The 21,249-nt window shown below is 57.4% G+C and carries 14 protein-coding genes; 3 read left to right on the top strand and 11 right to left on the bottom strand.

Annotation, left to right across the window (positions count from 1 at the left end):
• Positions 1-267: 267 nt before the first annotated feature.
• The 3 genes from QMG15_RS11545 to QMG15_RS11555 form a co-directional block, all read right to left on the bottom strand.
• Positions 268-6,261 (bottom strand): excinuclease ABC subunit UvrA, encoded by a 5,994-nt coding sequence (locus QMG15_RS11545; RefSeq protein WP_281788719.1) that lies wholly within the window; start codon positions 6,259-6,261, stop codon positions 268-270.
• A gap of 154 nt (positions 6,262-6,415) precedes the next feature.
• Complete coding sequence (locus QMG15_RS11550) at positions 6,416-6,598, bottom strand: hypothetical protein (RefSeq protein WP_108358387.1); 183 nt, start codon at positions 6,596-6,598, stop codon at positions 6,416-6,418.
• Positions 6,599-6,682: 84 nt separating this feature from the next.
• On the bottom strand, positions 6,683-8,341 hold the full coding sequence (locus QMG15_RS11555) for an MFS transporter (RefSeq protein WP_281788720.1): 1,659 nt from the start codon (positions 8,339-8,341) through the stop codon (positions 6,683-6,685).
• A 395-nt stretch (positions 8,342-8,736) separates the two neighbouring features.
• On the opposite strand from QMG15_RS11555, the gene QMG15_RS11560 reads away from it, so the two are divergent.
• Together QMG15_RS11560 and QMG15_RS11565 are read left to right on the top strand one after the other, a co-directional pair.
• On the top strand, positions 8,737-9,045 hold the full coding sequence (locus QMG15_RS11560) for a DUF485 domain-containing protein (protein WP_281788721.1): 309 nt from the start codon (positions 8,737-8,739) through the stop codon (positions 9,043-9,045).
• Complete coding sequence (locus tag QMG15_RS11565) at positions 9,042-10,835, top strand: cation acetate symporter (protein WP_281788722.1); 1,794 nt, start codon at positions 9,042-9,044, stop codon at positions 10,833-10,835. The genes QMG15_RS11560 and QMG15_RS11565 overlap by 4 nt, the downstream gene beginning before the upstream one ends.
• A 373-nt stretch (positions 10,836-11,208) precedes the next feature.
• On the opposite strand, the gene QMG15_RS11570 is transcribed toward QMG15_RS11565, so the two are convergent.
• From QMG15_RS11570 to QMG15_RS11605, 8 genes are read right to left on the bottom strand one after another with little or no spacing between them, the layout of a single operon-like run.
• A complete protein-coding gene (locus tag QMG15_RS11570) occupies positions 11,209-11,868 on the bottom strand; it encodes a 3'-5' exonuclease (RefSeq protein WP_281788723.1) in 660 nt (219 codons plus the stop codon).
• Positions 11,868-13,688: a DUF294 nucleotidyltransferase-like domain-containing protein gene (locus tag QMG15_RS11575; protein WP_281788724.1), complete on the bottom strand. Its 1,821-nt coding sequence runs from the start codon at positions 13,686-13,688 to the stop codon at positions 11,868-11,870. The genes QMG15_RS11570 and QMG15_RS11575 overlap by 1 nt, the downstream gene beginning before the upstream one ends.
• A gap of 28 nt (positions 13,689-13,716) precedes the next feature.
• Positions 13,717-14,349 carry a 2-hydroxychromene-2-carboxylate isomerase gene (locus tag QMG15_RS11580; RefSeq protein WP_281788725.1) on the bottom strand — a complete coding sequence of 211 codons (633 nt, stop codon included), beginning with the start codon at positions 14,347-14,349 and terminating at the stop codon, positions 13,717-13,719.
• A 27-nt stretch (positions 14,350-14,376) separates the two neighbouring features.
• Positions 14,377-14,661 carry a DUF1289 domain-containing protein gene (locus QMG15_RS11585; protein WP_281788726.1) on the bottom strand — a complete coding sequence of 95 codons (285 nt, stop codon included), beginning with the start codon at positions 14,659-14,661 and terminating at the stop codon, positions 14,377-14,379.
• A gap of 28 nt (positions 14,662-14,689) precedes the next feature.
• The gene (locus QMG15_RS11590) at positions 14,690-15,604 is read right to left on the bottom strand and encodes a hydroxymethylglutaryl-CoA lyase (protein ID WP_281788727.1); all 915 of its coding nucleotides are present in this window, start codon (positions 15,602-15,604) and stop codon (positions 14,690-14,692) included.
• Between the two features lie 2 nt (positions 15,605-15,606).
• Positions 15,607-17,652 carry an acetyl/propionyl/methylcrotonyl-CoA carboxylase subunit alpha gene (locus QMG15_RS11595; RefSeq protein ID WP_281788728.1) on the bottom strand — a complete coding sequence of 682 codons (2,046 nt, stop codon included), beginning with the start codon at positions 17,650-17,652 and terminating at the stop codon, positions 15,607-15,609.
• A 24-nt stretch (positions 17,653-17,676) separates the two neighbouring features.
• Entirely contained in the window at positions 17,677-18,471 is a 795-nt protein-coding gene (locus tag QMG15_RS11600; RefSeq protein ID WP_281788729.1) for an enoyl-CoA hydratase/isomerase family protein, read from the bottom strand.
• Positions 18,472-18,483: 12 nt separating this feature from the next.
• On the bottom strand, positions 18,484-20,091 hold the full coding sequence (locus QMG15_RS11605) for a carboxyl transferase domain-containing protein (RefSeq protein WP_281788730.1): 1,608 nt from the start codon (positions 20,089-20,091) through the stop codon (positions 18,484-18,486).
• 98 nt (positions 20,092-20,189) lie between these two features.
• Here QMG15_RS11605 and QMG15_RS11610 point away from each other — a divergent pair, with 98 nt between their 5' ends.
• Positions 20,190-21,227, top strand: a complete 1,038-nt coding sequence (locus QMG15_RS11610) for an AraC family transcriptional regulator (RefSeq protein WP_281788731.1) — start codon at positions 20,190-20,192, stop codon at positions 21,225-21,227.
• Positions 21,228-21,249 lie beyond the last annotated feature (22 nt).

Below are 21,249 nucleotides of genomic sequence, written 5' to 3' on the forward strand. Positions count from 1 at the left end.
ACACCACTGAGCCTCTCTTCGCGTTTGCACGCATCAGATTCGGGTGCAGGTGCAAGCGTCCGCCAGCGCCCGAAAACTCTGACACTCAGAACGTCGCTTATGCACCAACTTGTATGAGCGAAGTCATTCGCAAACAAACAAGTGCTGCGGGATAAGCCGTAGCGACATTCTGAGCGCAGCGAAGAGGAGCCTAGGCTTATCCCGCAGCACGCAACCACGCCAAAGAAACAAGCAGAGCCCCAGAAACGTAGCGCAACAAAAGAAACGTTACGAACGAGCCAACACGGGTTTCAAAGCAACACCCGTGTGCGTCCCCAAAGCCACCACCGCCTCTGGCGTATCGGCCGCCACGATCAAACCACCGCCATCGCCGCCCTCAGGCCCGAGGTCAATGATCCAATCGGCTTCGGCAATCACATCAAGGTCGTGCTCAATCACCACCACGCTGTGACCGCCATCCACCAAGCGGTGCAACACGCGAATGAGCTTGTCCACGTCGGCCATGTGCAGGCCCACCGTGGGTTCGTCCAACACATACAGCGTGTGCGGTGCTTTGTTGCCTCGGCGCGTCACGTCGTCGCGCACCTTGCTCAACTCGGTCACCAGCTTGATGCGCTGCGCCTCACCGCCGCTGAGCGTGGGTGAAGGCTGACCCAAGGTGAGGTAACCCAAGCCCACGTCTTTGAGCAGCTGCAAGGGGTGTGCGATGTTGGGCATGGTGGCGAAAAATTCCACTGCCTCGTCCACTTCCATTTGCAACACATCGCCGATGCTCTTACCGCGCCAGCTCACTGCCAAAGTCTCGGGGTTGAAGCGAGCGCCGTGGCAGGTTTCGCATGGCACTTTCACGTCGGGCAAAAAGCTCATCTCAATCGTGCGCAGGCCTTGGCCTTCACACGTGTGGCAACGGCCTTCACCCGTGTTGAAACTGAAGCGTCCTGCGCCGTAGCCGCGCGCTTTGGCTTCAAGTGTTTCGGCAAACAATTTGCGAATCGTGTCCCAAAAACCAATGTAGGTTGCAGGGCATGAACGTGGCGTCTTGCCAATCGGCGTTTGGTCCACCTCCAACACGCGGTCGATGGTTTGATAACCATCAAGCCCCGTGCAGCCAGACCATGCCGGATGCTTGCCTTCCTCATCGAGCTTGCGCCCCGCCTGAGTAGAGCGCTGCGCCACCGCAGCCGCCACGTTGTGCAACAGCACATCGCGCGCGAGGGTGGACTTGCCAGACCCCGATACACCGGTGACCGCGACCAGACGCTTAAGCGGAATCGACACACTCACGTCGCTCAAATTGTGCAGCGATGCCCCCTCAAGCGACAACCACTGAAGCACAGCAGCCACATCGGTGGCAACGGCTTCAGCAACAGGAGCAGCCGCCTTGCGCTTACCCACCTTCGCGGAGGATGGGGCGTTGCCGGGTGACGATTTTGGCTCGCCGCATGAGGAACCCGGCAATGCCTCATCCTTCGCAGCGAGCGAGGCAGCAGCAGCGGCGGCTGCAAAAGCAGACAGCGCCGCCTCAGAAACAGGCCGCCGCGCCTGCAACGGATGCCGCATCGCATGCAACAGGTAACGCCCCGTCTGAGATTCGCTCTGCGAGGTGATGTCTTTCACCGAACCCTCACCCATCAAACGCCCGCCGCGCTTACCCGCGCTTGGCCCAATGTCGATGATGTGGTCCGCACGGCGAATGGTGTCTTCGTCGTGTTCCACCACCACCAGCGTGTTGCCCTTGTCGCTGAGCAAATGCAAGGCGTTCAACAAAATTTGGTTGTCACGCGCATGCAGACCAATCGTAGGCTCGTCCAACACATAGCAAACGCCTTGCAAGTTACTACCCAACTGCGCGGCCAAGCGAATGCGTTGCGCCTCGCCACCACTGAGCGTGGGCGCGCCACGGTCGAGCGTGAGGTAGTTCAAACCGACTTGCTCTAAAAACTCCAAACGGCTCTTGATTTCAGGCAACAGATCGCGTGCGATGTCGGCATCGCGCCCGCTCATGGCTAGCTTCTCAACCCACTTGCGAATCTCGGTCACGCTCAAACGCGCGATGTCTGTGATGCCCACGCCTGCAAACTTCACGGCACGTGCCGTGGCGTTCAAACGTGTGCCTTCGCAGGTCGGGCAAGCCACATCGACCAAGTCGTCCACATCAGGTTCGGCAAAGGTTTGCTCGCGGCCTTTTTCTTTGTCGTCACGCACCGAATCGTCCAACACCTTGCGTTGGTCTTTGTTGAGCTTCACGCCCGTGCCCACACAGTCGGGGCACCAGCCGTGCTTGCTGTTGTATGAGAACAAGCGAGGGTCCAGCTCGGCATACGAGGTGTCGCACACAGGGCAGGCGCGCTTGGTGGAATACACATCCAAGCGACCAATGCTGTTGGTGTCTGTGCCGGCCTCCATCGCTTCGCGCAAACCATCAAGTTGACTCAAGACATGCACCACGCCTTTGCCATGTTCTAGTGCGATGGTCAGCGCCAACCGCAAGGCCGTTTCGTTTTGTGCCGAAACTTCAAGGCTGGCCACTGGCAGTTCAATGGTGTGCTCTTTGAAACGGTCCAAACGCGGGAAGCCATTGGTCGGCAAGAAGTGACCATCCACGCGCAAGTGGGTGTAGCCGCGTGGACGCGCCCAATCGGCCAGCTCGGTGTAAACGCCTTTGCGGTTCATCACCAAGGGGCTCATCAGGCCAATGTGTTGACCTTTGAACTCGCGCATCAGCTGTGCGGCAATGCGCTCTGCGGTTTGCGGCTGCACGGCGGCACCGTCGTGGGTGCAATGTTGGGTGCCCAGCTTGACGTACAGCAAGCGCAAGAAATGCCACACCTCAGTGGTCGTGCCCACGGTGGACTTACGCCCCCCGCGGCTTAAGCGCTGCTCAATCGCCACCGTGGGCGGAATGCCATACACCGCATCCACCTCGGGGCGACCTGCGGGCTGCACGATGCTGCGCGCGTAAGCGTTAAGGCTTTCTAAATAGCGGCGTTGCCCCTCGTTGAACAAAATATCAAATGCAAGCGTGGACTTGCCCGAGCCCGACACGCCCGTGATGACGTTGAACTTGCCGCGTGGAATGTTGACGCTCAAGCTTTTGAGGTTGTGCTCTTTGGCATTGATGATTTGAATCGCGCCATCGGCAACGGATATGCCACGCGCAGCTTTTGCAAACCGAGCCGTGTCTTCAGCAGCCAACAAGCCTGCAGATGCCTTCTCGCCATCAATCTCGTACACCACGCCCATCGACGCTGCGTAGTCACGCAAGGCTTTGCCCGTGTGCGACGTGGGGTGCAGGCGTACTTCTTCAGGCGTGCCTTCGGCGACCAACAAGCCCCCCGCGTCACCGCCTTCGGGCCCGAGGTCAATCAACCAGTCACTGGCACGGATGACGTCGAGGTTGTGTTCAATGACGATGAGCGAGTTGCCGTCTTCCAACAAGCGGCGCATGGCGCGCATGAGTTTGGCAATGTCGTCAAAGTGCAAGCCGGTGGTGGGCTCGTCAAACAAAAACAGCACACCCTTTTTAGCCAGCGTCTGGCGACTCGATGTTTTCGCTTTGGCAGCCTCGGCCAAGAAGCCAGCGAGCTTCAAGCGCTGTGCTTCGCCACCACTCAAGGTCGGCACGGGTTGGCCCAGCTTCACATAGTCCAAGCCCACATCGACGATGGGTTGCAAAGTGCGTACTACTTCGCGGTCACTCGCAAAAATTTCCAACGCTTCACCCACAGTCAGCTCCAGCACGTCCGCCACATTGAGGAAGACGCTGGTTGTCGCTGGGGCAGCACTGCCTTGCTCCTCTTCGCTTTGCTCAGAATGTCGCTGCGTCAGCACTGCCCCAGCGCCAACCGGCTTTTTGCGCTCGATGCGGACTTCTAGGATTTCTGGACGGTAACGTTGTCCATTGCAGTCTTGGCAGCGAAGGTAGACATCGCTTAAAAACTGCATCTCAACGTGTTCAAAGCCTGAACCACCGCAGGTGGGGCAGCGGCCATCGCCGCTGTTGAAGCTGAACTTTGAGGCGGTGTAGCCTCGTTGCTTGGACAGTGGTGCCACCGCGAAAATTTCGCGCACAGCGTCCCACGCGCCCACATAACTGGCGGGGTTGGAGCGTGCGGTTTTGCCGATGGGCGATTGGTCCACAAACACCACATCGCTCAGGTAGTCCGCACCTAACAAACGGTCATGTGCACCTGGTGTTTCGGTGGCGCGGCCATAGTGGCGTAGCAACGCTGGCGTGAGCACATCTTGAATCAGGGTCGACTTGCCCGAACCGCTGACGCCGGTGATGCACACCAAGCGTTGCAGCGGGAACTCGATGCTCAGGTTTTGCAGGTTGTGCTCGCGCGCACCTTCGAGAATCAGGCGTGGCGTGTTGTCGGTGACCAAGCGCTTAAGCCCAAGGCCAATGGTTTTGCGGGCACCCAAGTACGCGCCCGTCAAGGTATCAGCCGACTTCAAAGCTTCGGTGGTGCCGTCAAACACAATCTGCCCGCCCTTCACGCCTGGGCCTGGGCCCATGTCGATGATGCGGTCGGCGCACATCATCACCGCGGGGTCGTGTTCCACCACCACCAGCGTGTTGCCTGCATTGCGCAAGCGCAGCATGGCTTCGTTGATGCGGCTCATGTCGCGCGGGTGCAAGCCAATGCTGGGCTCGTCCAGCACAAACAAGGTATTGACCAGCGAGGTGCCGAGTGCCGTGGTGAGGTTGATGCGCTGCACTTCACCGCCGCTGAGTGTGCGGCTTTGGCGGTCGAGGGTGAGGTAGCCAATGCCCACATCGCTGAGGTATCTCAAGCGCGTGCGAATTTCGTCCATCAACAAATGCAAGGCTTGTGCGTCAGCACCGGCCACATCCACTTGTGTGCTGTTGAAGAACTGGTGCAGCTTGTCGATGGGCAAGAGCATCAAGTCATGCAGGCACAAGCCTGGCATGGCTTCGAGTTGCGCACGGCTCCATTGCACGCCTTGCGGCATGAAGCGCTTGGCCGGTGGCAGCACAGCGTCGGCATGTTCTTTGGTGCCGATGCGCCACAACAAACTGTCGGTTTTCAAACGCGCGCCTGCACAAGTGCCACATGGTGTGTAACTGCGGTACTTGGACAGCAGCACGCGAATATGCATCTTGTAGGACTTGCTCTCCAAGTATTCAAAGAAGCGTTTGACGCCGTACCACTGGTGGTTCCACTTGCCTTTCCACAAAGGCGAACCGTGGATGACCCAGTCTTTGTGCTCTTGGCTCAGCTTGTACCAAGGCGTGTCACGCGGAATGCCTTCGGCTTCGGCGTGGCGCATCAGGTCGTCTTGGGTTTCTTTCCACGCTGGGGTTTGGATGGTTTTGATGGCCCCTGCACGCAAGGTGAGCTTGTCGTTCGGAATCACCAAGCCGTAGTCCACGCCAATCACGCGGCCAAAACCACGACAGGTTTCGCACGCACCCACAGCAGAGTTGAACGAGAACATCGAAGGAATAGGGTCGCTGTAACGCAAGTCACTGTCGGGGCAATGCAGCCCGGTGGAGAAGCGCCAGAGTTCAGGCGTGGCTTCGGCGTCCAATGACCAATACACATTCAAGCGGCCACCGCCGCGCTTGATGGCCAGCTCAATGGCTTCCACCACGCGGGCTTGTTCGGTGTTGCCGAGTTTGAAGCGGTCAGCCACCACATCCAGCAATTTGCGTGGCCCTGTCGGCGTGGCCACTTCGCGCTCGGCGTGGACGCGGGTGAAGCCACTGGCGCTCAACCACTGCTCGACTTCGGCGGCTGTGGTGTTGGCAGGCAACTCCACGGGGAAGGTCATGATGAGGCGTGGGTCTTGCGGCTGTGCCGCGCAGCGACGTTGCAGCTCGGCATAAATGCTTTGCGGCGTGTCGTGCTGTACGGGCTGTGCAGTTTGGCGGTCAAACAAATGGCCAGCGCGCGCGATGAGCAACTTCAAATGGTCGTTCAGCTCCGTCATCGTGCCCACGGTGGAGCGCGAGCTGCGCACGGGGTTGGTTTGGTCAATCGCAATCGCGGGGGGCACACCCTCCACCTTATCGACGGCGGGGCGGTCCATGCGGTCTAGAAACTGTCGCGCGTAGGCACTGAAGGTCTCTACATAGCGGCGCTGGCCCTCGGCGTACAAGGTGTCAAACACCAAACTCGACTTGCCCGAACCACTGGGGCCGGTGACCACGGTGAGCTCGCCCGTGCGAATGTCGAGGTCTAAGTTTTTGAGGTTGTGTTGGCGAGCGCCACGAATGCGGATGGTGCCTGTCATGGCTGGACCTTTTGTAGTGTGGCAAATATTCTAGAGAGTCGCACAGTTCCAGCCCGCCGTCGGGGCATTACCTAACCTTAAGCATTCAATCGACCCACAAAAGCAAAACGCCACGGACTGGCCGTGGCGTTTTGACGAGCGAAGTAACGAAAAATTACTTGGCAGCAGAAGCGTCTGCAGACGCACCCGAGGCAGCGCCAGAAGCGGCTTCCGCAGGGGCGTGGATGGCTTCATCGCCATGTTTTTCGCCGCCCATGTCCAAGCTGTTGCCGCCTTTGAAGATGACAAACATGGCCAGTGCCGCGAAGATGACGAAACCTACAAAAATTTTCAACATATCAAATCTCCGAAATCAGTAAAAAGCCCTCCACCAGGGAGGGCTCGAATGTAGCACCCGGGTCACCCCGGGTGGCTGACATGCTTAGTCGTCAGCGTAGATGTCGACGTCTTTGGTTTCTTTCACAAAGATCATGCCGATGACGAAGGTCATACCCGCGATGATGATGGGATACCACAAGCCGTTGTACATATTGCCGGTCTGCGCCACGATCGCGAAAGCGGTGGTGGGCAGCAAGCCGCCGAACCAGCCGTTACCGATGTGATAAGGCAGAGACATAGAGGTGTAACGGATACGTGTGGGGAACATTTCCACCAACATCGCAGCGATTGGGCCGTAAACCATGGTCACCAAAATCACCAAGTAAGTGAGGATGATGGTGATCTTGACTTGGTCCACTTTGGCTGGATCAGCCTTGGCTGGGTAGCCGGCGGCTTTCAAAGCCTCAGCAACTGCTTTGCGGAACTCAGCAGACTTGGCCTTGGCTTCGTCAGCTGGCAAACCTTTAGAGCTGTAGCTGGCGATTTCGACTTCGCCGATCTTGATGGTGGCTGGCGTACCAGCAGCACCTGCCGTGTTTTCATAGCTCACAGAGCTAGAAGCCAACACTTGCTTAGCGATGTCGCATGAGCTAGTGAACTTCACAGTGCCTGTGGGGTTGAACTGGAACGAGCACTCAGCAGCGTCAGCGGTCACAACCACTTTGTTCTTTTGTTGTGCAGCGTACAAGTCTGGGTTAGCAGCCTTGGTCAGCGCTTCAAACACAGGGAAGTAAGTCAACACAGCCAACAAGCAGCCCAACATGATGATGGGCTTGCGGCCAATCTTGTCAGACAACGAGCCGAAGACGATGAAGAATGGTGTACCGATCAACAAAGACACCGCCACCAAGATGTTGGCTGTCGCGCCGTCCACTTTCAACGCTTGTGTCAAGAAGAACAAAGCGTAGAACTGACCCGAGTACCACACCACAGCTTGACCTGCAGTCAAACCGATCAGGGCCAAGATCACGATCTTCAGGTTTTTCCATTGGCCGAAAGATTCGGTCAGAGGTGCCTTAGAAGTTTTGCCTTCCGCTTTCATTTTCACGAAAGCAGGTGACTCGTTCATCGACAAACGGATGTAGACCGACACGGCCAACAACGCGATAGACACGATGAACGGCACACGCCAGCCCCACTCGGCAAATGCTTCTTCGCCGATAGCAGTACGTGTACCCAAGATCACCATCAACGACAGGAACAAGCCCAAGGTCGCAGTGGTTTGAATCCAAGAGGTGTAAGCGCCACGCTTGTCGTGAGGCGCGTGTTCAGCCACATACGTAGCCGCACCACCGTACTCACCACCCAAAGCCAGACCTTGCAGCAAACGCAAGCAGATCAAGATCACAGGAGCAGCGACACCAATGCTGGCGTAATTAGGCAAGATACCCACGATGAAGGTGGACAAGCCCATGATCAGGATCGTCACCAAGAAGGTGTACTTGCGACCAATCATGTCGCCCAAGCGGCCAAAGAAGATCGCGCCAAAAGGACGCACGATGAAACCAGCCGCGAAAGCCAGCAGTGCGAAGATGAACGCAGAGCCTTCATCCAAACCGCTGAAGAACTGCTTCGCAATAATTGCAGCGAGTGAACCGTACAGGTAAAAGTCGTACCACTCGAAAACGGTACCTAATGAAGAAGCGAAGATCACCTTCTTTTCTTCAGCTGACATCGGGCGATTGACGTCTAGTGTTGCCATGTTTTTTGTCTCCTTAGACTTTTTGATTGCAGCCCCTAGGCAGCGGCTGTGGCGGCAACTATCTGTGTGCTAACTGACCGTTTTCTGACGCCCCATGACAGAACAAATACTGCTCAAAAAACACAAAACATCAAAACCGAGTAGAAACCCTTTGCTGTTTTTTCTACATGCGGAATTCGGTTCCAAATTGGACTATAAAACATGAAATAACTCACCCTTGAGCGTAGGGGTTTACACCGACAAAATTTGTTTATTTTTTAAGCATTTCCCTCTGAAAACAAAGAGTTTGCCCCTATAGCGCGTAAGGACTTGGTCAGTCCCCCTTTCCACAATGGATCAGTCAATGAAGGAAGCATCCTTCTTGCGTTTTTCAATAACCCAAATGGGAGATAACAATGAGTGATCCAGTGGTCGACAAGATCCAGAACCACCCGAAATACAAAGAGCTGCGCGCCAAGCGCGGTGGCTTCGGTTGGTTCCTCGCCGTGTTGATGTTGGTCGTGTACTACGGCTACATCGCATTGATTGCATTTAACAAACCTTTCCTCGCACAACCTATCGGTGCAGGCGTCACAACCATCGGTATTCCATTGGGCATGGGCGTGATCATTTTCACCATCGTGATCACCGGCATCTATGTGAACCGCGCGAACAGCGAATACGACACGTTGACCAAGGAAATCTTGGAGGACGCAACCAAATGAAAAAAATCTCCACACTCTTAGGCGCTGTCTTGGCGCTGTCTGCAGGCACCGTCTTCGCAGCAGGTGCTGACTTGGGTGAAACCACCAAACAAGCCACCAACTGGACCGCCATCGTCATGTTCGGCGCATTCGTGATTGCCACTTTGGGCATCACCAAATGGGCTGCGGCCAAAACCAAATCTGCAGCGGACTTCTACACCGCAGGTGGCGGCATCACCGGCTTCCAAAACGGCTTGGCGATTGCGGGCGACTACATGTCTGCCGCGTCGTTCCTCGGTATTTCCGCTGCTGTGATGGCATCGGGCTATGACGGTTTGATCTACTCCATCGGCTTTTTGGTCGGCTGGCCAGTGATCACCTTCTTGATGGCTGAGCGTCTGCGCAACTTGGGCAAATTCACATTTGCTGACGTGGCAGGCTACCGCTTCGCTCAAACCCCTATCCGCGCCTTTGCTGCTTCTGGCACTTTGGTGGTGGTGGCTTTCTATTTGATCGCTCAAATGGTGGGCGCTGGTTCATTGATCAAGCTGTTGTTTGGTTTGGACTACTGGATCGCCGTGGTGTTGGTCGGTGCATTGATGATGGTGTACGTGTTGTTCGGCGGCATGACTGCCACGACATGGGTGCAAATTATCAAAGCCATCATGCTGCTCGCCGGTGTGACCTTCATGGCCTTCATGGTCTTGGCTCAATTCGGTTTCAGCCCTGAAGCTCTGTTCGCCAAAGGCGTTGAAGTGAAAACAGCCTTGGCTGGCGTGGCGAAAGAAGCTGCCATTGCAGCGGCCACCGCCTCTGCAGCTGCCGCAGCCACACCTGAAGCCGCTGCCGCTGCATCTGCTGCGTTGGACAAAGCCAATGCAACGGACGCAGCCAAAGTGGGCATGTCCATCATGGGCCCTGGCGGCTTCATCAAGGACCCGATCTCTGCCATCTCTTTCGGTATGGCTTTGATGTTCGGTACTGCTGGTTTGCCACACATCTTGATGCGCTTCTTCACGGTGCCTGACGCCAAAGAAGCTCGCAAATCTGTGTTCTGGGCAACCACATGGATTGGCTACTTCTACGTGTTGATCTTCATCATCGGTTTCGGCGCCATCACCTTGGTGATCACCAACCCTGAATTGAATGCGCAACTCAAAGCCGGTGGCGCCAACATGGCGGCTGTGCTGGTGGCTAAGGCTGTTGGCGGCGACGTGTTCTTCGGCTTCATCTCTGCCGTGGCCTTCGCAACCATCTTGGCTGTGGTGGCTGGCTTGACCTTGTCTGGCGCATCCGCTGTGTCACACGACTTGTACGCCACGGTGTTCAAGAAGGGCAACGCTGACAGCGCTTCTGAATTGCGCGTGTCTCGCATCACGACCTTGGCGCTTGGCGTTGTGGCTGTGGTGTTGGGCATTGCGTTTGAGAAGCAAAACATCGCCTTCATGGTGGCCTTGGCTTTCGCGATTGCCGCGTCTGCTAACTTCCCTGTGTTGTTCATGTCTGTGTTGTGGAAAGATTGCACGACCAAAGGTGCCGTGATTGGTGGCTTCTTGGGCTTGATCTCTTCTGTGGCTTTGACCGTGGTGTCGCCTTCTGTGTGGGAAGCCGCACTGGGCAACCCCAAAGGTTCAGCATGGTTCCCTTATGCCTCACCTGCCTTGTTCTCTATGACCATCGGCTTCGTGGGTATCTGGTTGTTCTCCATCTTGGACAACAGCGAACAAGCCAAGAAAGAGCGCGCAGCGTTCGCCGCACAACAAGTGCGTTCGGAAACTGGCTACGGCGCTTCTGGCGCATCGGGTCACTAAGACCTTGGGTTCTGAGTCCTTCGGGGCTCAGTCCTCTAAGAACCGAGCATTCGTGCTCGGTTTTTTTATGTCTGTTTGTTTTTGATATTTGCTTTGGCTGAGATGTGTGAGGGACACACAGACGCGGCTTACATCGCTTCGCGACGAATGGCGCCGCATCTGTGTGTCCCTCACACTTTGTGTTTCGGTGAGCTTTAAGCGTGGCGAAGTAGCTGAATTCAAACCAGTCGGCTCACTGAGCAACTGTAGGCACGCGAAACTTGATTCGCATCACAAGCGAAAGCGAGGTGAGGTAGGCGAATACGGCGCCATTCGTCGCGCAGCGATGTAAGCCGTGTTCGCCTACCTCACCTCGCGCGCCAAAGAAGGGACGTTACCCCCCAGAACGCAACTGACGCAACTTAATGAACGCCATGGCCGCCATCACCGCGTCATTCAAAGCGTCGTGCGCCTCACGCACAGGCAAATCTAAATCCGACATCAACGTGGCAAAACGCAAATCGATGTTGGGGTTGGTCTGCTGTTCATACGGCAGCATCTGGCGAAACTTGTGGTCGTAGTACATCGCCGAGACTTCGATCTTCGGCTGAGGCAAGCCTTGACCCAAGAGCGGCCAGATCGCTCGATTGAGCATGGCCACATCGAACTCTAAAAAGTAGCCCACCAAGGGGCGGCTGCCAATGAAGCGCAGGAGTTGCTTCATGGCTTCATCGGCGGTCAAGCCTTGCGCCACGTCTTGACCACGCAAGCGGTGAATACGCACGCTGTCGGCAGACACGCCGCGCTCGGGGCGCACCAGCACTTCAAAGCGCTCGCTGGTCATGATTTTGTTGCCCACAATGCGAACCGCCCCGATGGAGATGATTTCATCTGAGTTGACATTCAGACCTGTGGTTTCGCAATCGAGCGACACCCATTCGTTCGGAGGTGGGGCGTCAAACATGAAACGAAACTCAGGCAAGCCGAGGTGATAAATCAGCCACTCACGCTTGAGCGAGCGCCACCACTGCAAAGGAGAGAGAAACGAGATCATCACAGCGCATCAAGTTTGAAACGGCTGCGCAACAAAGCTTTGAAATGCTTCACCACCCCCAGCGCGTCTTTCAACAAGTCGCGCTCCAAGGTCGACAGCTTGGCCACATTGACCAAGCCTGACACTTCACGTTGCGTTTCCATTTCGGTCACACCGGCCTTGAGCTTCAGACCCATCAAAAAATGCAAGCTCTGCGTGAGGTCGGCACCCAGCGCAGGTGTGATGACGTTTTTCAACACCAAGGCATCAATGCGCGCCGTGGTACTGGTCTCTTGCAAATGCTCGGCCAAGGCCAAGCTGCGCACGCCATGCACCAGCGGGAAGATGCCTTCTTTCTTGAGGTGCAAGCCTTGCTGGTCATCCAAGCCTAGCAAACGGTTCCACCAACCTTGGCTGTTGCCGAAGGCATCAATCGCTGCTGCAAAGCGCGCCAGCATGGCATCGTTGTCCGTAGCAAAACGCATGAGCACCTGCTGGGCGTCTTGCAACAAATGGGCATCGCCGCACACCGCGTGGGCATCTAAGAAGATCGCCAAGTTCATCAAACTGTTGGCATCAGGCATCAACAGCCAATGCTTCACCATCTGCCCAAAGTCATACGAGGTCTTGCGCCACATGGGGTTGTTGACCATGATGTGGCCCGGGCATTCGGGGTAACCAAACGCGGACAAAGCTTGCGAGAACGACTGGCAAATGGCTTCCAGGTTATCGGGCGGCGTGTAGCCATCACGCAGGACAAGACCGTTGTCTTGGTCCGTCTTCAGCAGCTGCTCGCCGCGCCCTTCGCTGCCCATCACAAACAAGCAACTGTTAGCCACCAGATCTGCGGGGGCGATCAACTGCCAAGCGCGTTCAAACAAACGGGCATTCAAGTCTTGCACCAAGCGCGCAATCAAACTCACGCGCGTACCGCTGCGGTACAGCGTGGTCACCATGCGGGTGATTTGCGCGGCGGCTTGGGCCAAGCCTTCAATGTCTGTCGCTGCTTCAACCTGCACCGTGATGAGGTGCGAATGGTTGGACAAGAAGCTGAACAAGTCCAAGGCCTCTAGAACGCCCACCACACGGTTGTCGTCCATCACCACCAAACGGTGCACACGGTGGCGCTGCAACAACGCCAAGGCATCGCCCACTTGGTCAGATGGGCGCACGGCAATGATTTGAAAGTTGGCGAGGTCTCCGACCTTTTGTTGCGCCAATGGTGCGCCATTCAGGATCGCGCGTTGCAAGGTCGAGGCGGTAAACACACCCAAGCGCTCAGGCGTGCTGCTGCGATCACGCACCAACACACATTTGGTGCGTTGCACTTGCAGCACCTTGACCACCGACAGCACATCGGCATCCATCTCTACAAAATGTGCGGGGCGTACAAAGGCTTCATCCACACGCGAGAGCGTGAGGGACTGCAGTTCGTGCTGGCTTTGTCGCTGCGACAAAGCCGTGAGTTTGTTGCTCAAGTCCGAGAACAACAAAGCACCAAAGGTGGCGTTGCTGGCAATCAAATCGGTCACGGTTTTGCGCGCCAGTTGGTAGGCCACTACCTCTTCTTGCGCCACAAATTTGTTGCTGGTTTTACCTGCCACCAGGCCGCGACCATCAAAGGTGTCGTCGGGCCCATAAGTGGTGATCACCTCGTCGCCGTCGTACTGCGTGACAAACCCTTTGATGATGACAAACAGATGCGTGGGAGCTGTGCCGACATCCAAAATGGTCTCACCCTCGGGGTAGTAAACCACGTCTACACTGTCGCGCACCAAGCGCTGTTGGTCGGGCGTTAAGCAGTCAAACGGGGAGGCTGAGAAGTTAAAAGCGTTAGGCATGCGAGCATTTTCATAGCAATGCCCTGATTCAACGCTTCACGCCTTGCTGAATGCTTGCAGCGGTGCGCCATGTTTGATCAAACCATTGATCTCCATCAAGGTAAGCACGCATCATGGGCAGCGCATCCAAGCCCCAAAAAACTTTGTCGTCCACACAAAACGTGGGGACACCAAATACGCCACACGCAATGGCCTCTTCGGTGTTGGCTTTGAGCTGTTGTTTGACCTCAGGCGTATCCACCGAGCGTTGGGGTGCCAACTGTTGCGTGAGGGCCTGCAAACGTGCCATGTCATCGGCGGCTGCACCGCCCTGCCACACGTGTTTGAAGATGGTTTCGCACACATGACGATTGGGCTCGCCCTCCGCGCTGCATGCCACAGCCAAGCGCAACAAGGCCAGGGGGTTGAACGGGTGTGATTGCGGCATGTCTAAGCGAATGCCCAGCTGCTTGGCTTGCCACAGCACTTGACGATAAGTCCACTCACGTTTGCCTGCAATTTCAGCAGGGCCCAGTTGGCCGTGGTGCTTGAGCATGCCTGCGAACAACACAGGCTTGTAAACCATGCGGTGGCTCACGCCCATCAAATGTTTTGGCAACACCTCAAACGCGAGGTAGGCGTAGGGCGAGATGAAATCAAGGTAACACGTGATGGTTTTCATGGATGCATTCTGATGGAAAGCGCTGCGCTACTTCGGCAGGGCAGATGCAACGGCGTGCGCCGCCAAACGCTCGCCAATCAACTGCCACACCGCACGCTTGTCATCTGCGGTGCGCTGGCCCCATCCACCAATTTCATCCAAGGTGCGCCAGCAGCCCTCGCAATACGTGGTGTCGTCTGACATGCGGCAAATCGAAATACAAGGAGACGGGGGCGCATCGCGGCTTTGCAGCACGCGCTTGGCCTGCGCTTGCAAGCGCAAATCAACAGGCGTCAAGCCTTGGGGTTTGGGGGTGAGTTCGCTGCCACACATGGATGAATTGTCGGCGAACGTCAACCGCTCAAACGGCGCGTTTGTTCAAAACCGCGCGGGACACCAGGGAATTGGGTTGGCGCCCCAAGGCGTTGCTGATGAACACACCTGCATCAATGAGCTTGTCGAGATGAATGCCGGTCTCAATGCCCATGCCTTGCATCATGTAGACCACGTCTTCGGTGGCCACGTTGCCAGTGGCACCTTTGGCATACGGACAACCGCCCAAGCCGGCCACTGAAGATTGGAAATTCCACACGCCCATTTGCAAAGCGGCCAAGGTGTTGACCAAGGCTTGGCCATAGGTGTCGTGAAAGTGGCCCGACACATCATTGAGCGCATAGTGTCTGAGCGTGGCCTCCATGGCCGCTTGCACTTTGCGCGGGGTGCCCACACCAATGGTGTCGGCCACGTCCACGCGCTGAATGCCAATGCTCTTCATCAAGCCCGCCAAGTACCCCACACGCTCTGGCGCAATCTCACCCTCGTAAGGGCAGCCCACGGTGCAGCTCATGGCGCCGCGCACGGCAATGCCGGCATCGCGCGCGGCCTTCACCACGGGAGCAAAGCGCTCAATGCTTTCTGCAATCGAGCAGTTGATGTTCTTTTGGCTGAAGGCTTCGCTGGCCGCGCCAAACACCACGATTTCATCGGGCTTGGTTTTCAACGCAGCTTCAAAGCCTTGCAAATTGGGGGTGAGCACCGAGTAGCGCACATCGGGCTGGCGGTGAATGCCCGCCATCACCTCGGCGTTGTCGGCCATTTGCGGCACCCATTTGGGTGACACAAAACTGGTGACTTCAATTTCGTTCAAACCGGCGTCTTGCAGGCGATGCACCAGCTCCACCTTGACGGCGGCAGGCACGGGCTGCTTTTCGTTTTGCAGGCCATCACGCGGCCCCACATCAATCAAACGCACACGATGCGGCAAAGAGGTCAACATGGTCACACTTTCAATTTCAAAAGCTCTTCGCCTTCGGCCACTTGGTCGCCCGGCGCATAGAGCAGTTCTAACACTTCACCATCCGCAGGTGCGGCAATGGTGTGCTCCATTTTCATCGCTTCCATCACCGCCAACGGCTGACCGGCCTTGACCTTGTCACCTGCGGCAACCGCAAACGACACCACCTTACCAGGCATGGGCGCAGTCAAACGACCACCCGCCTCTTGCACTTCGCCGGCGTGGGCCAAGGCATCGACCACGGTGATGCGCGTGGCGCCTTGTGGCGCAAACACATGAGCCACGTCTTCATGGCCTTGTGCTTCGTGGAAGACTTGCACGCGGGCGTGTTGACCCGCAAAGCTGATGTGCAAGGCATCGCCGTCTTCGCGGTAAGTCAAGGTGTCAGACACATCACCGTCTGCATCGGCCACGCTCAATTGCAAGCTGCCGTCATGGACGTAGGTCAGCACGGCGTCGTAAGACGCGCCATGGAACACAAAACCAAAGTTGCGCGTGGCGACACCAAAAGCGCGCCAGCCATCGCGACTGCTGAAAGGATCGTTGCCCTTCAAGGCCTGTTCACGGTGCAGCGTGTTGGCCACCACCGATGCCGCAGTGAGCGCGAGGCCTAAGGGCTCTTGCGCAAACAAGGCTTTTTCTTCGCGCTGAATCAAGGCCGTGTCGAGCTTGGCCGTGGCGAACGAATCGGTGCGAATGATGTGGCGCAAGAACTGCACGTTGGTGGTCAAACCGACGATGCGGGTTTGCGACAGCGCTTCGTCCAAACGCGCCAGTGCTTGCTCACGCGTGTCGCCGTGCACGATGAGCTTGGCCACCATCGAGTCGTAAAACGGGCTGATGCTGTCGCCTTCGCGCACGCCGTCGTCGATGCGGACCGCAATGCCTGTGTCGCTCGTGTTCGGGATTTCAAAGCTGCTGCAGGTGGGCTTGCGGTACACCGCCAAAGTGCCGGTGGCAGGCAAGAAATTGTTGTCTGGGTTCTCGGCACAAATGCGCGCTTCAATGGCATGGCCGTGGATGCGCAAATCGCTTTGCTGCAAAGGCAGCGGCTCGCCGCTGGCCACGCGCAGTTGCCACTCCACCAAGTCGAGGCCGGTGATGGCTTCAGTCACGGGGTGTTCCACCTGCAAACGTGTGTTCATTTCCATGAAGAAAAACTTCATGGACTCGGGCTTGTCATACGCCGTTTGCTCGACGATGAACTCCACCGTACCCGCGCCCACATAGTTCACCGCTTTGGCGGCGGCCACAGCGGCTTCGCCCATTTGCTTGCGCAAGGCTTCGGTCATGCCGGGTGCAGGGGCTTCTTCCAACACTTTTTGGTGGCGACGTTGCACCGAGCAATCGCGCTCAAACAAATACACACAGTTGCCGTGCGTGTCGCCAAACACTTGAATTTCAATGTGGCGTGGGCGTTGCACGTATTTTTCAATCAACACCGCGTCGTCGCCAAAGCTGTTGATGGCTTCGCGTTTGCAGCTGGCCAATGCATCGGCAAACTCGGCGCTGCTGTTGACCACGCGCATGCCTTTTCCACCACCGCCTGCGCTGGCTTTGATGAGCGCGGGGTAGCCAATGCGGTCGGCCTCGCGTTGCAGCAACGCAGGGTCTTGGTCAGCGGCGTGGTAGCCGGGCACCAAAGGCACGCCTGCTTTTTCCATGAGCTGTTTAGATTCAGCTTTCAAGCCCATCGCCAAAATCGCTGAGGCGGGTGGACCAATGAACACGAGGCCTGCTGCTGCGCACGCTTTGGCAAAGTCTTCGTTCTCACTCAAAAAGCCGTAGCCTGGATGCACCGCTTGCGCGCCTGTGTCTTTGGCGGCTTGCAAGATGCGCTCCCAGCGCAAGTAGCTGTCTTTGGGGGCGCTGCCACCGATGTGAACGGCCTCGTCGCAGACCTGCACGTGCTTGGCTTGTGCGTCAGCATCCGAATACACGGCCACGGTTTTGATACCCATGCGGCGAGCGGTGGCCGCAACTCGGCAAGCGATTTCGCCACGGTTGGCAATCAGAATTTTCTTAAACATCTTTGAATCCTTTTTCCGAGAAGCTCACAGCAACCACGAAGGCTTGCGCTTTTGCAAAAAAGACTGCACGCCCTCTTTGCCTTCTGCGCTTGAACGAATGTCGGCAATGCCTGCCACGGTGTGCGCCACCAAGGCGTCGTCAATCTTGCGCTCAGCCACGTCTTGCACCAAGCGTTTACAGGCACGCACAGCATTGGGGCTGGCACTGACCAAGGCGCTGGTCAACTCGGCCACTTTGGCATCCAGCGCATCCGCGGCCACCACCTCGTGAACGAGGCCCACACGATGCGCCTCTGCCGCGCTGAAACGCTCGGCCGTTAAAAAGTAGCGGTGCGAAGCACGCGCGCCCATGGCACGAATCACATAGGGGCTGATGGTGGCGGGAATGAGACCCAGCTTCACCTCGCTCAAGCAGTAGGTGGCCGTGTCCACACTCACCGCCATGTCGCACGCAGCGACCAAGCCCACGCCACCGGCAAACACATCGCCTTGCACGCGGGCGATGGTTGGCTTGGGGCATTCGTAAATCGCACGCAGCATGGCAGCAAGCTGGCCTGCGTCAGCGAGGTTTTCGTCCCGCGTGTAGTCGGCCATGCGGCGCATCCAGTTCAGGTCGGCACCTGCGCAAAACGCGGGGCCTTCTGCGGCCAGTACCACGCAGCGCACGTCAGCGGCAAGGCCAGCGTCGATGAAAGCATTTTTCAACTCGGCAATCACTTCGTCGTTGAACGCATTGCGCACATCGGGACGGCTGAGGGTGAGGGTGCGCACGGCGCCGTGGTCGGCGATGGTCAGTGCGGTGTTTGAAGGTGTGGACATCTCAGCGCTCCATCACATGCGGAACAAACCAAACTTGGTTTCAGGAATGGGCGCGTTCAACGAAGCGCTCAATCCCAAAGCCAAGACACGGCGTGTGTCAGCGGGGTCAATCACACCGTCGTCCCACAAACGCGCGGTGGCGAAATAAGGATGGCCTTGCTCTTCGTACTGTTGGCGAATCGGGTCTTTGAAGGCTTGCTCTTCTTCGGCGCTCCACTGACCGCCTTTGCCCTCAATGCCATCGCGCTTGACGGTGGCCAACACGCTGGCGGCTTGCTCGCCGCCCATGACGGAGATGCGCGCATTCGGCCACATCCACAAAAAGCGGGGGCTGTACGCGCGGCCACACATGCCGTAGTTGCCCGCACCAAAACTGCCACCAATGATGATGGTGAATTTGGGCACAGCGGCGGTGGCCACTGCCGTGACCATCTTGGCGCCGTTGCGGGCAATGCCTTCGTTTTCGTATTTGCGGCCCACCATGAAGCCGGTGATGTTTTGCAAAAACACCAGCGGGATTTTGCGTTGGCAACACAGCTCAATGAAGTGCGCGCCCTTCAAGGCAGACTCGCTGAACAAGATGCCGTTGTTGGCAATGATGCCCACAGGCATGCCTTCGATGCGCGCAAAGCCGCACACCAGCGTGGTGCCAAAGCGGGCTTTGAATTCATCGAACTCGCTGCCATCGACGATGCGCGCAATGATTTCGCGCACATCAAACGGCTTGCGTGTGTCGGTGGGAATGACGCCATACAACTCTTGCGCGTCGTACTTCGGCTGCACAGGCGCGTGCGTGGCAATGTTGGGCTGCTTTTGAGCGTTGAGGTTTTTCACTGTCTGACGCGCCAGCGCCAATGCATGCACATCGTTTTGCGCGAGGTGGTCGGCCACGCCGGAGAGGCGCGTGTGCACATCACCACCGCCCAGGTCTTCGGCTGTCACCACTTCACCGGTGGCGGCCTTCACCAAAGGAGGGCCGCCCAAGAAGATGGTGCCTTGGTTTTTCACGATGATGGTTTCGTCGCTCATGGCCGGCACATACGCGCCGCCTGCGGTACAGCTGCCCATGACCACCGCAATTTGCGCAATGCCTTGCGCGCTCATGTTGGCTTGGTTGAAAAAGATGCGGCCAAAGTGGTCACGGTCTGGGAACACCTCGTCTTGGTTGGGCAAGTTGGCACCGCCCGAGTCGACCAAGTAAATGCAAGGCAAGTTGTTTTGCTGCGCAATTTCTTGCGCACGCAAATGCTTCTTCACTGTGAGCGGGTAGTAGGTGCCACCCTTCACCGTGGCGTCATTGCAGACGATCATGCAGTCCACACCGCTGACGCGGCCAATGCCCGCGATCAAGCCTGCGCACGGCGCGTCGTTGTTGTACATGTTGAGCGCGGCGAGTGGGGCCACCTCAAGGAATGGCGTGCCTGGATCGAGCAACATTTGCACGCGGTCGCGGGGCAGCAGCTTGCCGCGTGCGGTGTGTTTGGCGCGTGCGGCCTCGCCACCGCCGACGGCGATTTTTTCGAGATGGGCCTTGAGGTCATCCACCACGGTGCGCATGGCAGCGACGTTGGCCGTGAAATCGGCAGAGCGTGGGTTGAGTTGGGAATGCAAAACAGTCATCGTCTTTTTCCTTGAACGGCGTTGCTGCCAAGCTTAGGCTGTTTACCCCCACGTCATGTGTCAGATGGGTTGCAAATCCTGCCACAATGACACTTCTTATGGTTAGTCCTAATTCTGCCCCCGAACAAACGCCCGCGCTGGGTCGTGCCGAGACGCCGATCGCCTTCATTCAAGCGATTGCGACGGCCTACGCGCAGCGCGACTTGCGCGTGGACGACGCCCTGAAAAAGGCACAAATCGAGCCAAAACTCTTAAAGAAAAACAACACCCGCGTCACCGCCATGCAGATGGAGTTGATGTCGGGCATTGCCATGCAAGAGCTGGACGACGAGGGCCTAGGCTGGTTCAGCCGCCGCCTGCCTTGGGGCAGCTACGGCATGTTGGTGCGCGCCTCACTCACCTCACCCACACTGGGTTTGGCGCTGGGGCGTTGGTGCCGGCACCACGGTTTGTTGACCGACGACATTCGGCTGAGCTTGACCGAACGCAACGGCGTGGCCACCTTACAACTGGATGAGACGCGCGACTTGGGTGTGTTCCGTGAGTTTTGCGTGGTGTCGGTGTTGCGCAATGCGCTGGGGGTGGCGTGTTGGCTGACCGATTCACGCATCCCGCTCACCGCCACGCACCTGCGCTTTGCGCCGCCCGCACACGCCGACAGCTACCGTGTGTTGTTTGATGGCCCCACGCACTTCCATGCGGCGGCCAACTCTTTGCAGTTTGATGCGGGCTACTTGGCACTGCCCGTGCGCCGCGACGAAGCCGCTCTGCAACAGATGCTGGAACGCGCCTTGCTGCTGACCGTGCGTCCCTATCGACGTGACCGGTTGTTGGTGGAGAAAGTCCGCCAAGCCTTGGCCCAGCACCCCGAACACAGCCGCAATGCGGATGACTTGGCGGCGTGGCTGAACATGTCGGCCCGCACCCTGCACCGGCAACTGCAAGAAGAAGGCGCGAGCTTGCAACAACTCAAAGACAGTGTGCGTGAACAACGCGCACGCACACTGCTGCTGCGCACCCGCAAGCCGCTCAAGCAAATTGCCAACGAGGTGGGGTTCTCGAATGAAAAGAGCTTCATTCGTGCATTCAAAACGTGGACAGGGCAAGCGCCTGAAGCGTTCCGACACAAGGCCTAATTTTGGGCAACTATCAAAAGGA

The organism is Limnohabitans sp. INBF002 (genome assembly GCF_027924905.1).
In the GTDB taxonomy this organism is placed as follows: domain Bacteria; phylum Pseudomonadota; class Gammaproteobacteria; order Burkholderiales; family Burkholderiaceae_C; genus Limnohabitans.